Raw genomic sequence first — 17,029 nt, 5'->3', positions numbered from 1 at the left:
ATCATCGTTGCTCTGCAATTTTCTCCGGCTCCTGAATGTAAAGGCTCTCTACATTCTCTTCTAGAGCGTTTATGTTGAGAAGCGCCCATTGCTCGGATTGTATAAACCTGCGAGGCGGCAAAATTATCCATCCATCATCGTCGCCGGCTGCAACGAAGTCTCCAACTGCGACACAAAGCGCCGTGAGCGCACAAATGACGGCAGCTCGGTCATCATGATTGACAACGCTGCTCAAGTTGCTTTCGAGTTGCCTGCCGGGGAGACAGTGCTCTATCAGAGAACGCAGAACGGACGTAGTTGCAAGGTGTTTAAAGAAAAGATCGGACCGGTTGCCTCTTCGTGCGGCGAGGGAAGCCGGTTTATCGATCATCATGCCGAGAAATGAACTCGGAAACGCCTCAACCAACGCCTTTCGATCAATTGCTACTCCGTGTGCCGCGTTTTGCACATCGGCGTGAGTAACGAGGTGGCCGACGCACGCGTTGGTATGCTGATTCAGCAGTTTGCCAACTGGTGCGCTAGACTGCCCCGGCTTGCCGATCATAGGCCGCAGGCGCCGGGTCAGCATCCGTTCCGCTGTCCGGTATCGGCCGATGATGTCGAAACCCCGACGAATCGGGCCATCAAAGGCTGCAGCGGCTATATGTCGGCCCTTTGCAATGAGAGCGATTGCATTCTCGCGTTCTGGTTCAGCCGCTCGGAACCGCAAGATTTCCCAAGAGATTGTTGTTTCAGACCCATCAAGCCGACATATCGCGCTTGATCGCCGAGCCTGCGAATACCCCACATCGATGCCGATGACCGAGCCGCTTTTCAATGCACTATCCTAGTGCAGCTTGCCGACTGGGCAAGGATGCCAGTTTATGGCTGTGTTCAATACTGGCGGAATTTTGGTGCACCCGACTGGATTCGAACCAGTGACCTCTGCCTTCGGAGGGCAGCACTCTATCCAGCTGAGCTACGGGTGCATTCTTGGACGGCAAAACCGTCGAAGCAGGCTGTGACCGGTTCATAGCTTAGGATGGGCGTGGCTTCAATGGCGAATGCGCCTGCGGCCGAAGGAATTTCAGCTCGGGCACTTTCAGGTCAGCCATGTTTTGGGAAAGAGGTGTTGGCGAAGACATCCTTCAGGATGAGGCTGCGTATCGACGCTGCGATCCGCGGAGGCTCCTGCTGCGTATTGCCCTTGCCGGGACGCAAACGAGCGCCCGGGTGTTTGGAGGCAATGGGATGTCAGCAGGTGGGGCGAGGATGAAGGCGATTGTCATCGGTGCGAGCGGCGGCATCGGGTCTGCGGTGGCATCGGCGCTAGAAAGCGATGGCCGCTACAGCGATGTTTTGAAGCTGTCGCGCGCGCAGACGGGGCTGGATCTGACCGATGAGGCGACGATCCTGAAGGCGGCGCTGCAGGCCCGGGAGATGCTGCAGACCGTCGATCTGATCTTCGATGCGACCGGCGGGCTGGAGATCGACGGGCAGGGGCCCGAGAAGACCATCCGGGCGATCGATCCCGGCGCCATGGCGCGGCAGTTTGCGCTGAATGCCATCGGACCTGCCTTGCTCCTGAAGCATTTTTCACCGCTGCTCAACAAGGACGGGCCGGCGGTGTTTGCAACGCTCTCGGCCAAGGTCGGCTCGATCGGTGACAACCGGCTGGGCGGCTGGATTTCCTATAGGGCGGCCAAGGCGGCGCTCAACCAGATCGTTCGCACGGCGGCGATTGAGATTGCCCGCAGCCATCCGCAGGCTGCCGTCGTCGGGTTGCATCCCGGCACGGTCGAGACAAAACTCAGTTCGAAATTCAAAAGCAATCATGAGGTCTTTGCGCCATCGCGCGCCGCAGCGCAGCTTCTCGCTGTCGTGCATGGCCTTGATGCATCGCAAAGCGGCGCCTTTCTGTCCTATGACGGCAGTGCGATCGAATGGTGACGGGTGCCAGGCTGATCTTCATTCTCGGCGACCAGCTGTCGCCCTCGATCAGCAGCCTGAAGGATGCGTCTCCCGGGCGCGACGTGATCCTGCTGTGCGAAGTCGCGGACGAGACCCGCTATGTCCGGCACCACAAGAAGAAGATCGCCTTCCTCTTTTCGGCCATGCGCCATTTCGCCGAAGAAATGCGGCAGGCGGGTTTTCAGGTGGATTATATCCGGCTCGACGATCCCGCCAATACGGGCTCCTTTACCGGTGAACTCGAACGGGCCGCTGCGCGTCACGCGGTCGAGCGCGTTTGCGTCACGGAGCCCGGTGAATGGCGTGTCGCGGAGATGATGAAGGGCTGGGCCGCGCGGCTCGGCATCCCCGTCGAAATCCGGGAGGATACGCGATTTCTCTGTTCGCGCGCGGCTTTTTCGGCCTGGGCCGAAGGGCGCAAGCAGATGCGCATGGAGTATTTCTACCGCGACATGCGCCGCAAGAGCGGTCTTCTGATGCGCGGCGATGCGCCGGAGGGCGGGCGCTGGAATTACGACGCGGATAACCGCAAGCCGGCGGTGCCGGATCTGTTTGCCGAGGGCCATGCGGGCTTTTCGCCGGACGCCACCACCGGCAGGGTTCTGGAGCTTGTCGCCGCTCGCTTCGCTGATCATTTCGGCTCGCTGGAGGATTTTCGGTTCGCCGTTACCCGCGCCGATGCGGAGATGGCGCTGGATCATTTTATCGAGCACCATCTGGCGCTGTTCGGGGATTACCAGGACGCGATGCTGTCCGCTGATCCGTTTCTCCACCACTCGCTGCTGTCGGCCTATATCAATGTCGGGCTGCTCGATCCGCTTGTCGTCTGCCGCCGCGTCGAACGCGCCTATCTCGAGGGCAAGGCACCACTCAACTGTGTCGAGGGTTTCATCCGGCAGATCATCGGCTGGCGCGAATATGTGCGCGGCGTCTACTGGCTGAAAATGCCCGATTATGCGCAGGCCAATTTCTTCGAGAACGATAGGCCACTGCCGGACTTCTACTGGACCGCCGAGACGGACCTCAATTGCCTGAAGACGGTGATTTCAGAGACGCGCGACAATGCCTATGCCCACCATATCCAGCGGCTGATGATAACAGGCAATTTCGCCATGCTGGCCGGCGTCCGCCCCGCCGATATCCATCGCTGGTATCTGGAGGTCTATGTCGATGCCTTCGAATGGGTGGAGCTGCCGAATGTCATCGGCATGAGCCAGTTTGCCGATGGCGGCTTTCTCGGATCGAAACCCTATGCCGCCGGCGGAAACTATATCGGGCGCATGTCCGATTATTGCGAGACCTGCCGCTATGACGTCAAGAAGAAGACGGGAGAAGGGGCCTGTCCGTTCAATGCGCTCTACTGGGATTTTCTTGACCGCAATGCGCAGCGTCTGCGCGGCAATCCGCGCCTCGGCCCGGTCTATTCGACGTGGGACCGGATGGGCGGTGCGCAGAAGGAAGATACGCGGGCAAGTGCCGCGCGGTTCCTGGCCGGCATTGATGCCTTGCCGCGAACCTATGGCCAGTAGCGGTGCATGCCTGCACGCTGGCCTGAAACCTCTCCCCGAAATCGGGAAGAGGGCTTTTGGATTGATCTCTATCAGGCGGTCTGCATGGCGCCAGGACCGGCGATTGCGCCGGGTGGAACCTTGCCGAGAATGATCATGCCGAGCACTTCATCCTTGGTGACGTCCTGCGTGCGGGCGTGACCGACGACCTGGCCGTTCTTCATCACGGACACGCGGTCGGCGAGGTCGAAGACGTCGTGGATGTCATGGCTGATCAGGAAGATGCCGATGCCTTCGCGCTTCAGCTGCTTGATCAACTCGCCGACCTGCGCCGTTTCCTGCGGTCCAAGCGCTGCCGTCGGCTCGTCCATGATCAGGATGCGGGCGTCGAACAGGATGGCGCGGGCAATGGCGACGGACTGGCGCTGACCGCCGGAGAGTGCCTTGACCGGCTCCTTGAAGCGGCGGAAGTTCGGGTTGAGGCGGCCCATGACTTCGCGGGCCTTTGCTTCCATCGCGACATCGTCCAGCGTGCCCCAGGGGGTGCGCAGTTCGCGGCCGAGATAGAGGTTTGCGGCGGCATCGACATTGTCGGCGACGGCGAGCGTCTGGTAGATCGTCTCGATGCCGTAGCCCTTGGCGTCGCGCGGATTGCTGATCTGGACCGGCTCGCCATTGATCAGAATTTCGCCGTTGTCGCGCTTGTAGGCGCCGGACAGGATCTTGATCAGGGTCGACTTGCCGGCGCCATTGTGGCCGAGAAGGGCCACGACTTCACCCGGGTAGAGATCGACCGAGGCGTTGTCGACGGCATGGATACCGCCGAAGGAGATGGAGATGTTCTTCATCTCGACGAGCGGAGTGCGGTGTTGTGTCATTGTTCGAACTCCTCTACTTCGCCCGGCCGCGATAAACGGTGTCGAGCCAGACGGCCATGACCAGGACGATGCCGATGACGATGCTTTGCAGCGGCGTATCGACACGCAGCAGGACCATGCCGGATTGCAGCGATTGCATGACGATGGCGCCGATAACAGCACCGGCGATCGTGCCGACGCCGCCGGCAAGCGAGGTGCCGCCGATGACGGCCGCCGCGATCGTATAGAGTTCGTCAAGCGTGCCCTGCGCATTGGTGGCGGCGTTGAGGCGTGCCGTGGAAATCGCTGCTGCGATCGCGCAGAGTGCGCCCATCAGTGCAAAGATGCGCACCGTGACCCAGCGGGTCTTGATGCCGGCAAGTTCGGCCGCTTCGGGATTGCCGCCGATCGCAAAGACGTAGCGGCCAAAGCGGGTGCGCGTCGTCAGGAAGCTCATGGCAATGGCGATGCCGACAGCCATCAGAACCGGAACGGCAATGCCGAGCGGAATCTGCAGGCCGCCTTCGGGCCATGCAATGTTGTTGAGTTCCGCATATCGCTTGGCAAGATTGACGGGCATGTAATAGCTGTTCAGCACCCAGACGGCACCGAGAACCCCGACGCAGCCGGTGATGGACAGGAAATATTCTGCCCATTTCGGACGCAGCGGAAAGCCGAAGCGCTTGCGCTGTTTGCGGGAATTGACGATCGACAGCACGATGGCAACGCAGGCGATGACGCCCACCACCCAGCTTGCCGTGGCGCCGATCGAGCCATCCGCGCCACCGCCCATGATGCGGAACTTGGTATCCATCGGCGCAACCGTGGCGCCGCTGATGACGAGGAAGGCCGCAGCGCGCCAGATCAGCAGGCCGCCCAGGGTGACAATGAAGGCCGGAACGCTCAAAAAGGCGATAATCATGCCCTGAAACGCGCCAATGGCTGCGCCGAGCAAAATACCGATCGTGAGTGCGATGACCCAGGTCGCCGGATTGTCGAAACCGATCAGCGGGGGCAAAATCCTGGCCTGGGTGATCGCCATGATCATGCCGACGAAGCCGAGGATCGAGCCGACCGAAAGGTCGATATTGCGGGTAACGATGACCAGCACCATGCCCGTCGCCATGACGGAAACCGATGAGGCCTGAACGGTCAGGTTCCACAGGTTGCGCGGCGTGAGAAACAGGCCGCCGGTTGAAATTTCAAAACCGATCCAGATCAGAAGCAGCGCGCCGACCATGCCGAGAAGTCGGGTGTCGATCTCGGTTGCCTGCAGGAACCGCTGAAGGGCAGTCCCCTGGGTTTTGAGCGTGCTGCTGGCAGGTGCGGCAATGGTTTTGTTTGCCATGTCCCGGGTACTCCCCCTTTATTCTTGTTCAAGGTGCTGCCCATCCGAGAAGCGCCGCAACGGTGTCGCTGCGGCGCTTCGTTCGGAGGTTACAGCCCCATGGTCAGGTGCGGATTAATCGCAGACAGCGACCGTTCCAGCCTTGACGCCCTGGCAGGTTTCTTCCTTGGAGATCCAGCCGGCGTCGAGGACGACGTTCAGATTGTCCTTGGTGATCGGCTGCGGCGCGATGAAGAACGAGTTCATCTCGACAGCCTTCGGGCCACCGGCAAACTTCACGTTGCCTTCGATGGCATCCATCGCGGCGCCGCCGGCCAGAGCGACGGCGATTTCGCCAGCCTTCTTGCCGAGTTCGCGCGAATCCTTCCAGACCGAAACGGTCTGCGTGCCGAGAGCAACGCGGTTCAGAGCGGCCTTGTCGCCGTCCTGGCCCGATACCGGTACTCCGCCTGCAAGACCCTGGGCTTCCAGCGCTGCAACGACGCCGCCGGCCATGCCGTCGTTCGACGAAACAACCGCGTCGACCTTGTTGTCGTTCGCAGTCAGGAACTGTTCCATGTTCTTCTGGGCAACTTCAGGCTTCCAGCCGTCCGTATAGGCTTCGCCGACATTCACGATCTTGCCGGCGTCCATGGCTTCCTTCAGCACTTCCATCTGTCCAGAGAACAGGAAGTCGGCGTTCGGATCGGTCGATGCGCCCTTGATGAAGACATAGTTGCCTTCCGGCTTGACCTTCATGACTTCGGCAGCCTGCATGCGGCCGACTTCCTTGTTGTCGAAGGTGATGTAGTAGGCAGCCGGATTTTCAATCAGGCGGTCATAACCGACGACCGGAATGCCTTCTGCTGCAGCCTTTTCAATGGCCGGGCCGATGGCTTCCGAATCCTGCGCCAGAACGATGATGGCGTTTGCGCCCTGGGCGATCAGCGATTCAATGTCGGTCAGCTGCTTTGCGGCCGAAGCCTGTGCGTCAGCCGAAATGTACTTGTCGCCGGATGCTTCGAGGGCAGCCTTGATGGCGGCTTCGTCCGTCTTCCAGCGCTCTTCCTGGAAATTGGACCAGGATACGGCGATTGTGAGATCCTTGGCCATCGCGACGGAGTGCAAGGAAACGATGATGGCAGCCCCTGCCATCAGCTTCAAAACTGTTTTCATGTAGTCCTCCCAAGAGACTGCTGACCGCCCGCGCGAACCTCCCGCACGACCCACCGGTCAACCGAAAAACACCACCGAGATCAGCGTCACATTGTGTGAAGACTTTTTTCTCGACAGTCGAGAAAATAGATGTCAGAGTTTTAAAGGGCTGTCAACAAGGCTTGTCACGTCTTGTTTTGCCGATGAACAGATGCTTTGGGAGGGGCATGTGTTTGAAATCTCCAGGGTGAACGGAAATGCGCAATGCTGATGAAATCCAGCACTGAACTGGTGCGTCAGCAGAACAGCGCGCTGGTGCTCTCGGCGCTGCGGCGATCCGGCCCGCTGTCGCATACCGACATCTCGGCGCAGACCGGCCTTGCCTCCGCGACGGTGTCGGTCATCACTGCCGAACTCGAACGTGCCCACGTCATCGAGAAATCCGAACAGCCGCCGCATAGCGGCCGCGGGCGACCGCGCGTCTTCTTTTCGCAGCGGCGCGACTGCGGCTACCTGATCGTCGTGCGTATTTCGTCCGACATCGTGCAGTATTCGATGATCGACTACAGCGGCACACTGATCGACCGGTTCGAGGAGCCGCGCAATCACGGCGTTGCCGGCACGACGGATTTCGTGCGCAGCCTGCTGGATTCGCTCGATCGCCTCGTGTTGCGCTCCCGGCTCGAAAAGGCCCAGGTCCTGGCGATTTCGATCAGCAGCAAGGGCATTGTCGATAGCGCCCGGCCACGCCTTGTCTGGTCGCCGGTGTTTGGCAGCGAAGTGATCGATTTCGCAGCGCTGCTGCAGCCGGCCTGGCCGGCCAAGGTTTCGCTCAACAACGAGACCTTGCTGGTGGCACAGGCGCTCGGTCTGCGGGCCGACAAATCGGGCGAGGCGCCTTTCCGGGCGCTGGCGGCACTGTCGCTCGGCCATAGCATCGGCGTCGGCGTGGCGCGCAAGGATCGCGCCGGGGAACTGGAGGTCACGGCCCCGAATTTCGGCCATATGCTGCACTCGCCCAGTGCCGGGCTTTGTCGCTGCGGTTCGAATGGCTGCATCGAGGCTGCGGCAGGGTTCTACGGCATTCTGCGCACGGCCTTCGAAGTGCCGCCGGATACCATCCCTGCGAAATTCGTGCCTCTGGCAGAGATGGACAAGATCGCCGTCAGTGCCCGGCAGGGCAATCGTATGGCCGGTTATGCTTTCCGGCAGGCCGGTATCGCGCTTGGCAATGGCCTGTCGCGCATGCTCAGCCTCTACGATCGCATGCCGATCTTCATCACCGGCCCGGGAACGCGGTATTTCGAGCTTCTGCAAAAAGGCATTGATGAAGGCCTGGCCCAGTCCCATCAGGTGCGCCAGCAGGGCCCTCCTGAAATCTCGATCATCTTCGACGAGCAGCGGCTTGTCTTCGACGGGCATCTCGACCGGGCATTGACCGATATCGATCACGATATCGCTGCCTTGCGTCTCGTTTCCGGCAGCATGGGTGCGCTCCGCCAGGAAGCCTGACGGCACGATGCCGGATCGGAGACCCGGCATCGTGTTGTTTTTGACAAATGACGCGGTTCAGCCGACCGCAATCAGCTTCTTTTCCTGAACCGAGGTCACGGCGGCATCGGCGAGGGTCAGCGCTGCAAGGCCGTCGGCGCCCGATGGCGTGATCGCGGTGCCTTTTTCAATCGCCGAGATGAAACTGGCGATTTCGTTGGCATAGGCCTCGGTGTAGCGGGTCATGAAAAAGTCGTGCAGCGGCGGGCGGGTGTAGCCATCGCCATTGGCGATCTCGATCGATACCGGACGCTGATTTTCGGCCGAGACGACACCCTTGGAGCCGTGCACTTCGATGCGCTGGTCGTAGCCATAGGTGGCGCGGCGCGAGTTCGAGATAATCGCCTGCTTGCCCGTCTTGGTCTGGAGGATGACCGAAACGCTGTCGTAGTCGCCAGCCTTGCCGATCTCGGGATCGACCAGCACGGCGGCCGTGGCAAACACCGACACGACCTCTTCGCCGAGCAGGAAGCGGGCCATGTCGAAGTCATGGATGGTCATGTCGCGGAAGATGCCGCCGGAGCGCTTGATGTAGTCGACCGGCGGCGCACCCGGATCGCGCGACGTGATGGTGACCATCTCGACATCGCCGATCTTGCCGTCGTCGATCGCCTTGCGCACCGCCATGAAATGCGGATCGAAGCGGCGGTTGAAGCCGACCATCAGCTTGCCCTTGGTCTCCGCGACAACCTTCATGCAGGCGCGGACACGGTCGACGTCGAGATCGATCGGTTTTTCGCAGAAGATCGCCTTGCCGGCGCGCGCGAAGCGCTCGATCAGGTCGGCATGGGTATCAGTCGGCGTGCAGATGACGACCGCATCGATGTCCTTGGATGTCTCGATCTCTTCAATGGTGCGAACGGCGCAGCCATAGGTCTTGGCAATGGCGTTTGCGGCTTCCGGAAAAGCATCGGCGACGGCCACCAGCACGGCATCCGCATTGGCGCTGACGGCCTTGGCGTGGACCTTGCCGATACGTCCGGCGCCGAGAAGACCAAATCTGACTGTCATCTTTCATCTCTTTCGAAGGGCAGCAAAGGCTGCAAAGAACGCGGTGATGCCGCTCACCCCGCAAAGGCGTCGTGGACAAGGGCCACGCTGGTTGTGAATGGTGTTCAGGCTTCGGACTTGTCGCTGGCTGCGGCCGATGCCGTGTCGTCTCCCAAAACTCTCCTGGTCTCCCGATCATTGGCCTACGGTCGGAACAAAAGAGTAATATTTGTTATTTTCGGAATATTTATTCCATTTCTTGCGGGCGCGTCAAGCGGTCAAAAGCCTAATGCGCTTGCGGTCGCCATCTTTTTAGCCATAAGGATATGCAGACCAAGGCAGGCTTTCACAGTCCTGTCATCGACTTTTCTAGCAGGGATACCTTTATGATCAAGCTCATCGATCCGGATCATCCATTCTACCGTCCGCTCTGGATCCGGCTTCTGATCATCGCGCTTTGCGGCTTTTGGACTGCGGTGGAGTTTCGCAACAACGAAAATACCTGGGGGATGATCTTTCTCGCGGTGACCACCTACACGGCCTGCACGCTGCTGATCTTCTTCAAGCCGAAGCCGCTGGTGACCGAAGAGGCGAAAGCAGACGCTGCATCACCGGACCCGGTCGATGGTCAGGAAGCCAAGCCGGACGATCGGATCTAGGCGAGCCTCTGCAGGATGTTGATCCGTCGCAAGGCCTCATCGATCAGCATATTGGCGATCTTCATGCGCGTCGTCGCATTCTGACGGAACAGCACCGGGTGCCGGTCCGGATGATTCCGGGTGGCAAAGGCGCGGCGCTTGGCGGTCAGGCTGGCCGGTGTCTCGTCATCCGTGAACGCCAGGTCGGCGGCAATCTCCTGCGGTCGCGTCCGCGCCAGATGATCGGGCATGACAGGTTCGGCAATCGGTTGTGGTGGTGCCAGCATGTCCTCGCCGGCATTGTCGAAATAGGCGCGGTGCACCAGCGCCTGATCATTCAGGCCTTTCTGGTCAAGGGTGGAAACAAAGCCCTGACCAAGGCCACGGACCCCGCGAACCGGCTCGTTTTCGGCCGGGTCTTCGGCTTCCGAGTTCTCCTCTTCCGCTTTCAATCGTTCCAGAACGGACTGGAAAACCGACATTCCGAACATCTTTGACTCCGCTGAGAGATCGCCCGTCAAAACACAACAGCATTATGCGGGGCTGGTCATGCGGTGCTCTGCTTGAGGATCAGGTCGTAGAGCAGCTTGGCACTGGGCGGCAAAGCCCGTCCCTTGGCGGTGATCAGGCTGTAGGGGCGGATCTGGATGTCGAACGTCGTCGGCAGAACCCGGATCTGGCCAGCCTGGCTTCCATTGCCGGAGATCAGGTTCGCGACATCGCGGGCGACAGGGGCAACCGCATTGGTGTTGCACACGATCGAGATCGTCAGGATGATCGACGAGGTGTTGATGATCGTCGAGGGCAGGGGCACGCCCGCCGACAGGAAGCTGTCCTCGACTGCCCGGCGCAGCAGGGTTCCCTGCGGCTGGAAGACCCAGTCATAGCCCGGCAGGTCGCCAGGAACGATGACATCCTTGTCCAGCAGCGGATGGCCTTCGCGGACGATGAGGCAGACATCCTCTGCGCCGATCTCGACCAGATTGAACAGGCGCGGATTGATGTCGTCGGGGATGCGCCCGATGACGAAATCGTGCCGGGCCGCCAGAAGCTCGCGCACCAGAACGGTGCTGTTTTCGATCTGGATGTTGATTTCGATGCCGGGATAGGCGGTCGACACCTGACGGATGGCCGGCACGGCGAGATTGAGCGCCGGACCGGTGACCGAACCCAGCGATACGGAGCCGCCGCTTCCGGTTTTCAGTTCGTTGATCTCGCGTGCCGTTTCGCGCAGCTCGAGAAAGATGGTGCGCGCCCTCCGCGCCAGCGCCTTGCCGTACTGCGTCAGTTCGACGCCGCGCGCGATTCGGGCGCAGAGCGGCGCCTTGAGAATGCTTTCGATTTCGCCGAGCATGCGTGATGCTGCCGGTTGTGAAATGCTCAGGGAATCCGCCGCCGCGCTGATCTGGCCATGGTCCTCAATGGCGAGAATCAGCCTGAGATGGCTGATCTTGAGGCCGAGCCGGAAGATGCCCGCCTCGGAATAATCCACAGGCGCTGATGCAGCCTGAATCCGGTCGTCGATAAGGTCGGCCAACGTCACTCCCCTCGGCACTGCTCGCAGATGCGAAAAATCACACTGTTTTGCGTTACTATAACTGAATTGATATGGGGATGAACAGATATTGTATTTGACAGTTATGGTGTTTGATTCCAGTTTGCGCCGATGTGCGCCAGCGTGCTTGGGAGCGTGTAAGGCCTGGGAGGGCTTTCTTTCACCCCTTAAACCTCCGCCGGAGACCTCGGTTTCCGACAACGCGAAGCGCTGCACATATCAAGGCCGGCTTTGAGGTCCTGCCTCGATCAACACATACTGGGAGAGATCGCATGAAATTGATTACTTCGCTTCTTGCTGCCGCTGCGATCAGCGTGGCTGCATTCGTCGCGCCGGTTCTGGCACAGGACAAGGGCGTCGTCGGCATCTCCATGCCGACCAAGACATCGACCCGTTGGATTTCCGACGGCGAGACCATGGAAAAGCTGTTCACAGAAGCCGGCTATACCCCGGACCTGCAGTTTGCTGACGACGACATCCCGAATCAGCTCGCCCAGATCGAGAACATGGTCACCAAGGGTGCCAAGGTTCTGGTCATCGGCGCTATCGACGGCACCACGCTGTCCGACATCCTGCAGAAGGCTGCCGACGCTGGCGTCAAGGTCATCGCCTATGATCGCCTCATCCGCGATTCCGGCAATGTCAACTACTACGCGACCTTCGACAACTTCCAGGTTGGCGTTCTCCAGGCAACTTCGCTCGTCGAAGGCCTGAAGCTCGACAGCGGCGTCAAGAACGTCGAACTGTTCGGCGGTTCGCCTGACGATAACAACGCCTTCTTCTTCTATGATGGTGCAATGTCGGTTCTCCAGCCGCTGATCGACAGTGGCAAGATCGTCGTCAAGTCCGGCCAGATGGGCATGGAACAGGTCGGTACGCTGCGCTGGGACGGTGCCGTTGCACAGGCCCGCATGGAAAACCTGCTCTCCTCGACCTATTCGGACGCCAAGGTTGACGGCGTTCTGTCGCCTTACGATGGCCTGTCCATCGGCATTCTTTCCGCGCTGAAGGGCGTTGGCTACGGTTCGGGCGACATGCCCATGCCTGTTGTCACCGGCCAGGATGCCGAACTGCCATCCGTCAAGTCGATCCTGGCTGACGAACAGTATTCGTCGGTTTTCAAGGATACCCGCGAACTGGCCAAGGTCACCGTCTCGATGGTTGACGCCATCATGACCGGCGGCGAGCCGGAAGTGAACGACACCAAGACCTATGACAACGGTGTCAAGATCATCCCGTCCTACCTGCTGAAGCCTGTCTCGGTTGATAAGACCAACGTCAAGGACGTTCTCGTCGGCGCCGGCTACTACACCGCAGACCAGATCGACAATTGATCGCTTTGAATTCTGGAGGTCCGCGATCCGTCGCGGGCCTCTTTCAGGCGTTTTGCGGCTGAAAAGTCGCGCAAAAAACGCTTCAACACCGTAAGATGTTGCATAATTTCTTGAATCGATTCCGGTTTGAGGATTTATGCAACGGCTTGATGAGGCAAATGTACTGTCCGTCAGTCTGACCTCATCTGTCACAGACTGGCGCTGGAATGCTTGACCATGGATAATATCATTCTTGAAATGCGTGGCATCACGAAGACGTTTCCGGGCGTCAAGGCGCTTGATAACGTCAACCTGAAGGTCCGCGAAGGCGAAATTCACGCTCTGGTCGGTGAAAACGGCGCCGGCAAATCGACACTGATGAAAGTGTTGAGCGGTGTCTACCCGGCCGGCAGCTATGACGGCGAGATCCATTACGACAACCAGATTCGCAACTTCTCGACGATCTCCGACAGCGAACACATCGGTATCATCATCATCCACCAGGAACTGGCGCTGGTGCCGCTTCTGTCGATCGCCGAAAACATCTTTCTCGGCAACGAGATCGCAACGAACGGCGTGATCAACTGGAAGCAGACGTTTTCGCGGACGCAGGAACTGCTGAACAAGGTCGGGCTCAGGGAATCTCCAAGCGCCCGCATCACCGACATCGGTATCGGCAAACAGCAATTGGTTGAAATCGCCAAGGCGCTGTCGAAGAAGGTTCGCCTGCTGATCCTCGACGAGCCGACCGCTTCGCTCAACGAAACGGATTCCGATGCTCTGCTGAAGCTGTTGGTGGAATTCCGCAAGCAGGGCATGACCTCGATCATCATTTCGCACAAGCTGAACGAGATCAAGAAGGTTGCCGACAAGATCACCATCATCCGCGATGGCGGCACGGTGGAAACGCTCGACTGTCATAACGAGGATATCAGCGAAGACCGGATCATCAAGGGCATGGTCGGTCGCGACATGGAGGATCGTTATCCTCCGCGCAATCCGAAGATCGGTGAAACGCTGCTGGAAGTGAAGAACTGGAACGTCTTCCACCAGCATCACCGCGACCGGCAGTTCTTGCACGATGTCAATTTCACGGTTCGCGCCGGCGAGGTCGTCGGTATTGCCGGGCTGATGGGCGCGGGTCGCACCGAGACCGCGATGAGCGTTTTCGGCAAGTCCTGGGGCCACAAGATCACCGGCGACGTCTTCATGCATGGCAAGCCGGTCGATGTCAGTACGATCCCGCGGGCGATTGCCGTCGGGCTCGCCTACGTCACCGAGGATCGCAAGCATCTCGGTCTCGTGCTCAACAACAACATCATGCACAACACGACGCTTGCCAATCTCGACGGTGTCGCCAGCACCGGCGTGATCGACGAGCGCAAGGAGCGTGAGGTCGCGACCGGCTATCGGACGAAGCTGCGCATCCGCTCGCATTCGATCTACCAGGAGGCTGTCAATCTTTCGGGCGGCAACCAGCAGAAGGTCGTGCTCTCGAAATGGCTGTTCACCAGTCCTGAAGTGCTGATCCTCGACGAGCCGACACGCGGCATCGATGTCGGCGCGAAATACGAAATCTACACCATCATCAACCAGCTTGCAGCGGAAGGCAAAGGCATCCTGATGATCTCATCGGAAATGCCGGAACTGCTTGGAACCTGCGACCGCATCTACGTCATGAACGAAGGTCGCATCGTCGCGGAGCTTTCCAGGGACGAAGCAAGCCAGGAATCCATCATGCGCGCCATTATGCGCTCCGGGGAGAAACACTAATGGTCGCCGAAACCAGCGCTCAGAAAACAAAACCATCCATCGGGGACTACCTCCGCAACAACATCCGCGAATACGGCCTTCTCGTCGCTCTCGTCGTCATCATGGTGTTCTTTCAGGTCGTGACGAATGGTGTCCTGTTCAGGCCCGTCAACATTACGAACCTCATCCTGCAGAACTCGTTCATCGTCATCATGGCGCTGGGCATGCTGCTGATCATCGTGGCTGGGCATATCGACCTCTCTGTCGGTTCGATCGTTGCCTTTACCGGCGGCCTGTCGGCAATCATGCTGGTCAAATGGGGCATTCACTACTCGATCGTCGTGCCGGTCTGCCTCATCCTCGGCGGGCTCGCCGGGGCTGCCCAGGGGTATTGGGTCGCCTACCAGAAGATTCCGGCCTTCATCGTCACGCTGGCAGGCATGCTGGTGTTCCGCGGCCTGACCTACGTCATTCTGCAGAACCGCCCGATCGGTCCCTTCCCGAAGGATTTCCAGTCGCTGTCGACCGGCTTCGTTCCCGATTTTCTCTCTTTCCTCAATCCGATGCCGGGTACGGTCACGAATTTCTTCTCGCTTGTCGTTGTCGTCGCGCTTGTCGCGCTGGCGATCTATTACGGCCTGCGGGATCGGCGGGAGAATGACAAACACGGCACCGAAAACGAACCCTTCGCCTTTTTTGCAGGCCAGATGGGGATCATCGCCGTCGTCGCAATCTTCCTCGGCTATCAGCTCTCGACCTACAAGGGTTTTCCGAACGTCCTGATCGTCATGGGCCTTTTGATCGCGCTCTATACCTTCATCACGACGCGTTCGACCATTGGTCGCCGCGTCTATGCGATGGGTGGCAATGAGAAGGCAGCGAAGCTGTCGGGCATCAATACCGAGCGGCTGACCTTCTACACCTTCGTCAACATGGGTGTGCTGGCAGCGCTCGCAGGCATGATCATTGCGGCGCGCCTCAACTCCGCAACGCCGAAAGCCGGTGTGGGTTTCGAGCTCGACGTCATCGCTGCCTGCTTCATTGGCGGTGCCTCGGCATCCGGCGGCGTCGGCAAGATCACCGGTGCCGTTATCGGCGCGCTGATCATGGGCGTCATGAACAACGGCATGTCAATCATGGGCCTCGGCATCGACTACCAGCAACTCGTCAAGGGACTGGTGCTTCTCGCAGCCGTGTTCTTCGACGTCTACAACAAGAACAAGGGCTGACCGTCAAGGTCGGCCACCCGCAGTACAAAACATGCAAACGGACGGCCTGGCCGTCGACAGGAGAGGGTCTGGACCCTCTCCGTGGATGACTGTTGCCTGAAGCTTGGCTTCGGCTGGTTGGGCAACGCAGCATCACGACCCAGAAAAGGACAAGACTGTGCTGATATCGCAGATCCGGAATGAAGATGGTTCGATCACGGTTGCCGTCCGCGAGGCGGGCGCCGCCGCGCATGCCGTCAACGGCGCGACAAGCGTACATGCGCTGGCGCTCGAGGCTGCCAATTCAGGCCGCAGCCTGAAGGCTGTGGTCGATGCCCATGGCCTCGGCGCGGAGATCGACCTGGAGCAGGTCTACGCAGACGGCCGTTTCCTGCCGCCGATCACCCATGAGGACCCGGCCCACCTGCATCTGACGGGCACGGGGCTGACCCATCTTGGCTCCGCCTCGACGCGCGATGCCATGCACGCTGCCGCGTCCAAGGTGGACGAGGGCGCCACCGATACGATGAAGATGTTCAAGATGGGCCTTGAAGGCGGCAAGCCGAAGGCTGGCGAAACCGGCGTTCAGCCGGAATGGTTCTACAAGGGCAATGGCACGCAGGCGACCGCACCGGGCGGCGACCTCGTTTCGCCTGCCTTTGCGCTGGATGGCGGCGAAGAGCCGGAAATGGCCGGCATCTATGTAATTGCCGACAGCGGCCAGGCGTTCCGCGTCGGCTTTGCCGTGTCCAACGAGTTTTCCGATCACGTCACCGAGCGGATCAACTATCTCTATCTCGCCCATTCCAAGCTGCGTCCGGCAAGCTTCGGTCCGGAAATTCGCGTTGGCGCACCGCCGGCCGATATTCGCGGCACGTCGCGGATCATCCGCAACGGGGCGGTTCTCTGGGAAAAGCCGTTCCTGTCGGGCGAGGCGAACATGTCCCACAGTTTCGCCAATCTTGAACACCATCACTTCAAATACGGAATTTTCCGTGCACCGGGCGATGTGCATGTCCATATGTTCGGAACAGCGACATTGTCGTTCGGCGACGGTCTGAAGACCGAAGCCGGCGATATCTTCGAAATCGAGGCCGCCGAATTCGGCCTGCCGCTTCGCAACAGGCTTGCTTTGGCTGGCCATGACGAGATCACGATCGGGCAGCTCTGAGCTGTCGTTTAAATCTGAAAGCGATGCGTCAGTCCCAAGACGGCGTGCGCGAAC

At 59.8% G+C, this 17,029-nt stretch carries 15 protein-coding genes and 1 tRNA gene; 8 read left to right on the top strand and 8 right to left on the bottom strand.

Annotated elements, in window-relative coordinates; translation table 11 throughout:
- Window position 1 precedes the first annotated feature (1 nt).
- Together AX760_RS12795 and AX760_RS12790 are read right to left on the bottom strand one after the other, a co-directional pair.
- A complete protein-coding gene (locus AX760_RS12795; RefSeq protein WP_071833252.1) occupies window positions 2-817 on the bottom strand; it encodes a DUF429 domain-containing protein in 816 nt (271 codons plus the stop codon).
- A 74-nt stretch (window positions 818-891) separates the two neighbouring features.
- Window positions 892-968: transfer RNA gene (locus AX760_RS12790), tRNA-Arg, on the bottom strand.
- A 283-nt stretch (window positions 969-1,251) separates the two neighbouring features.
- On the opposite strand from AX760_RS12790, the gene AX760_RS12785 reads away from it, so the two are divergent.
- Window positions 1,252-1,929 (top strand): SDR family NAD(P)-dependent oxidoreductase, encoded by a 678-nt coding sequence (locus AX760_RS12785; RefSeq protein WP_245295008.1) that lies wholly within the window; start codon window positions 1,252-1,254, stop codon window positions 1,927-1,929.
- The gene (locus AX760_RS12780; RefSeq protein WP_071833250.1) at window positions 1,923-3,479 is read left to right on the top strand and encodes a cryptochrome/photolyase family protein; all 1,557 of its coding nucleotides are present in this window, start codon (window positions 1,923-1,925) and stop codon (window positions 3,477-3,479) included. The genes AX760_RS12785 and AX760_RS12780 overlap by 7 nt, the downstream gene beginning before the upstream one ends.
- 71 nt (window positions 3,480-3,550) lie before the next feature.
- Here AX760_RS12780 and AX760_RS12775 read toward each other — a convergent pair whose 3' ends face one another.
- The 3 genes from AX760_RS12775 to xylF all read right to left on the bottom strand — a co-directional run bounded on the left by AX760_RS12775 (window position 3,551) and on the right by xylF (window position 6,818).
- The gene (locus AX760_RS12775; RefSeq protein ID WP_071833249.1) at window positions 3,551-4,336 is read right to left on the bottom strand and encodes an ATP-binding cassette domain-containing protein; all 786 of its coding nucleotides are present in this window, start codon (window positions 4,334-4,336) and stop codon (window positions 3,551-3,553) included.
- A gap of 13 nt (window positions 4,337-4,349) precedes the next feature.
- Window positions 4,350-5,663, bottom strand: a complete 1,314-nt coding sequence (locus AX760_RS12770; protein ID WP_071833248.1) for a sugar ABC transporter permease — start codon at window positions 5,661-5,663, stop codon at window positions 4,350-4,352.
- Window positions 5,664-5,777: 114 nt separating this feature from the next.
- On the bottom strand, window positions 5,778-6,818 hold the full coding sequence (xylF, locus tag AX760_RS12765) for a D-xylose ABC transporter substrate-binding protein (protein ID WP_071833247.1): 1,041 nt from the start codon (window positions 6,816-6,818) through the stop codon (window positions 5,778-5,780).
- A 243-nt stretch (window positions 6,819-7,061) separates the two neighbouring features.
- On the opposite strand from xylF, the gene AX760_RS12760 reads away from it, so the two are divergent.
- On the top strand, window positions 7,062-8,309 hold the full coding sequence (locus tag AX760_RS12760) for an ROK family transcriptional regulator (protein ID WP_071833246.1): 1,248 nt from the start codon (window positions 7,062-7,064) through the stop codon (window positions 8,307-8,309).
- A 57-nt stretch (window positions 8,310-8,366) separates the two neighbouring features.
- Here the strand turns inward: AX760_RS12760 and iolG are convergent, their stop codons facing one another.
- On the bottom strand, window positions 8,367-9,359 hold the full coding sequence (iolG, locus tag AX760_RS12755; RefSeq protein WP_071833245.1) for an inositol 2-dehydrogenase: 993 nt from the start codon (window positions 9,357-9,359) through the stop codon (window positions 8,367-8,369).
- A gap of 365 nt (window positions 9,360-9,724) precedes the next feature.
- Between iolG and AX760_RS12750 the strand changes: the two genes are divergently transcribed.
- Window positions 9,725-9,997 carry a hypothetical protein gene (locus AX760_RS12750; RefSeq protein ID WP_083531174.1) on the top strand — a complete coding sequence of 91 codons (273 nt, stop codon included), beginning with the start codon at window positions 9,725-9,727 and terminating at the stop codon, window positions 9,995-9,997.
- On the opposite strand, the gene AX760_RS12745 is transcribed toward AX760_RS12750, so the two are convergent.
- Together AX760_RS12745 and AX760_RS12740 are read right to left on the bottom strand one after the other, a co-directional pair.
- Window positions 9,994-10,467 carry a hypothetical protein gene (locus tag AX760_RS12745; RefSeq protein ID WP_071833244.1) on the bottom strand — a complete coding sequence of 158 codons (474 nt, stop codon included), beginning with the start codon at window positions 10,465-10,467 and terminating at the stop codon, window positions 9,994-9,996. The two genes, AX760_RS12750 and AX760_RS12745, sit on opposite strands and share 4 nt — an antisense overlap.
- 56 nt (window positions 10,468-10,523) lie before the next feature.
- Entirely contained in the window at window positions 10,524-11,501 is a 978-nt protein-coding gene (locus AX760_RS12740) for a LysR family transcriptional regulator (RefSeq protein WP_083531176.1), read from the bottom strand.
- 302 nt (window positions 11,502-11,803) lie between these two features.
- Here AX760_RS12740 and chvE point away from each other — a divergent pair, with 302 nt between their 5' ends.
- The 4 genes from chvE to araD1 all read left to right on the top strand — a co-directional run bounded on the left by chvE (window position 11,804) and on the right by araD1 (window position 16,975).
- The gene (gene chvE / locus AX760_RS12735; RefSeq protein ID WP_071833242.1) at window positions 11,804-12,865 is read left to right on the top strand and encodes a multiple monosaccharide ABC transporter substrate-binding protein; all 1,062 of its coding nucleotides are present in this window, start codon (window positions 11,804-11,806) and stop codon (window positions 12,863-12,865) included.
- Between the two features lie 216 nt (window positions 12,866-13,081).
- A complete protein-coding gene (mmsA, locus tag AX760_RS12730; RefSeq protein ID WP_071833241.1) occupies window positions 13,082-14,617 on the top strand; it encodes a multiple monosaccharide ABC transporter ATP-binding protein in 1,536 nt (511 codons plus the stop codon).
- The gene (gene mmsB, locus AX760_RS12725; RefSeq protein WP_071833240.1) at window positions 14,617-15,825 is read left to right on the top strand and encodes a multiple monosaccharide ABC transporter permease; all 1,209 of its coding nucleotides are present in this window, start codon (window positions 14,617-14,619) and stop codon (window positions 15,823-15,825) included. The genes mmsA and mmsB overlap by 1 nt, the downstream gene beginning before the upstream one ends.
- 157 nt (window positions 15,826-15,982) lie before the next feature.
- On the top strand, window positions 15,983-16,975 hold the full coding sequence (araD1, locus tag AX760_RS12720) for an AraD1 family protein (RefSeq protein WP_071833322.1): 993 nt from the start codon (window positions 15,983-15,985) through the stop codon (window positions 16,973-16,975).
- The last annotated feature ends 54 nt before the right edge of the window (window positions 16,976-17,029 follow it).

It is taken from the genome of Pararhizobium antarcticum (genome assembly GCF_001885585.1).
GTDB classification, from domain to species: Bacteria; Pseudomonadota; Alphaproteobacteria; order Rhizobiales; family Rhizobiaceae; genus Pararhizobium; species Pararhizobium antarcticum.
Note: the sequence above shows the minus strand (reverse complement) of the source record. Positions and strands in the feature narration are given on the sequence as shown.

Bases quoted from the DNA above. Each gene is read 5' to 3' on its own strand.
- AX760_RS12785 (WP_245295008.1), top strand. From the start codon at position 1,252: ATGAAGGCGATTGTCATCGGTGCGAGCGGCGGCATCGGGTCTGCGGTG.
- AX760_RS12780 (WP_071833250.1), top strand. From the start codon at position 1,923: ATGGTGACGGGTGCCAGGCTGATCTTCATTCTCGGCGACCAGCTGTCG.
- AX760_RS12775 (WP_071833249.1), bottom strand. From the start codon at position 4,336: ATGACACAACACCGCACTCCGCTCGTCGAGATGAAGAACATCTCCATC.
- AX760_RS12770 (WP_071833248.1), bottom strand. From the start codon at position 5,663: ATGGCAAACAAAACCATTGCCGCACCTGCCAGCAGCACGCTCAAAACC.
- xylF (WP_071833247.1), bottom strand. From the start codon at position 6,818: ATGAAAACAGTTTTGAAGCTGATGGCAGGGGCTGCCATCATCGTTTCC.
- AX760_RS12760 (WP_071833246.1), top strand. From the start codon at position 7,062: ATGCTGATGAAATCCAGCACTGAACTGGTGCGTCAGCAGAACAGCGCG.
- iolG (WP_071833245.1), bottom strand. From the start codon at position 9,359: ATGACAGTCAGATTTGGTCTTCTCGGCGCCGGACGTATCGGCAAGGTC.
- AX760_RS12750 (WP_083531174.1), top strand. From the start codon at position 9,725: ATGATCAAGCTCATCGATCCGGATCATCCATTCTACCGTCCGCTCTGG.
- AX760_RS12745 (WP_071833244.1), bottom strand. From the start codon at position 10,467: ATGTTCGGAATGTCGGTTTTCCAGTCCGTTCTGGAACGATTGAAAGCG.
- chvE (WP_071833242.1), top strand. From the start codon at position 11,804: ATGAAATTGATTACTTCGCTTCTTGCTGCCGCTGCGATCAGCGTGGCT.
- mmsA (WP_071833241.1), top strand. From the start codon at position 13,082: ATGGATAATATCATTCTTGAAATGCGTGGCATCACGAAGACGTTTCCG.
- mmsB (WP_071833240.1), top strand. From the start codon at position 14,617: ATGGTCGCCGAAACCAGCGCTCAGAAAACAAAACCATCCATCGGGGAC.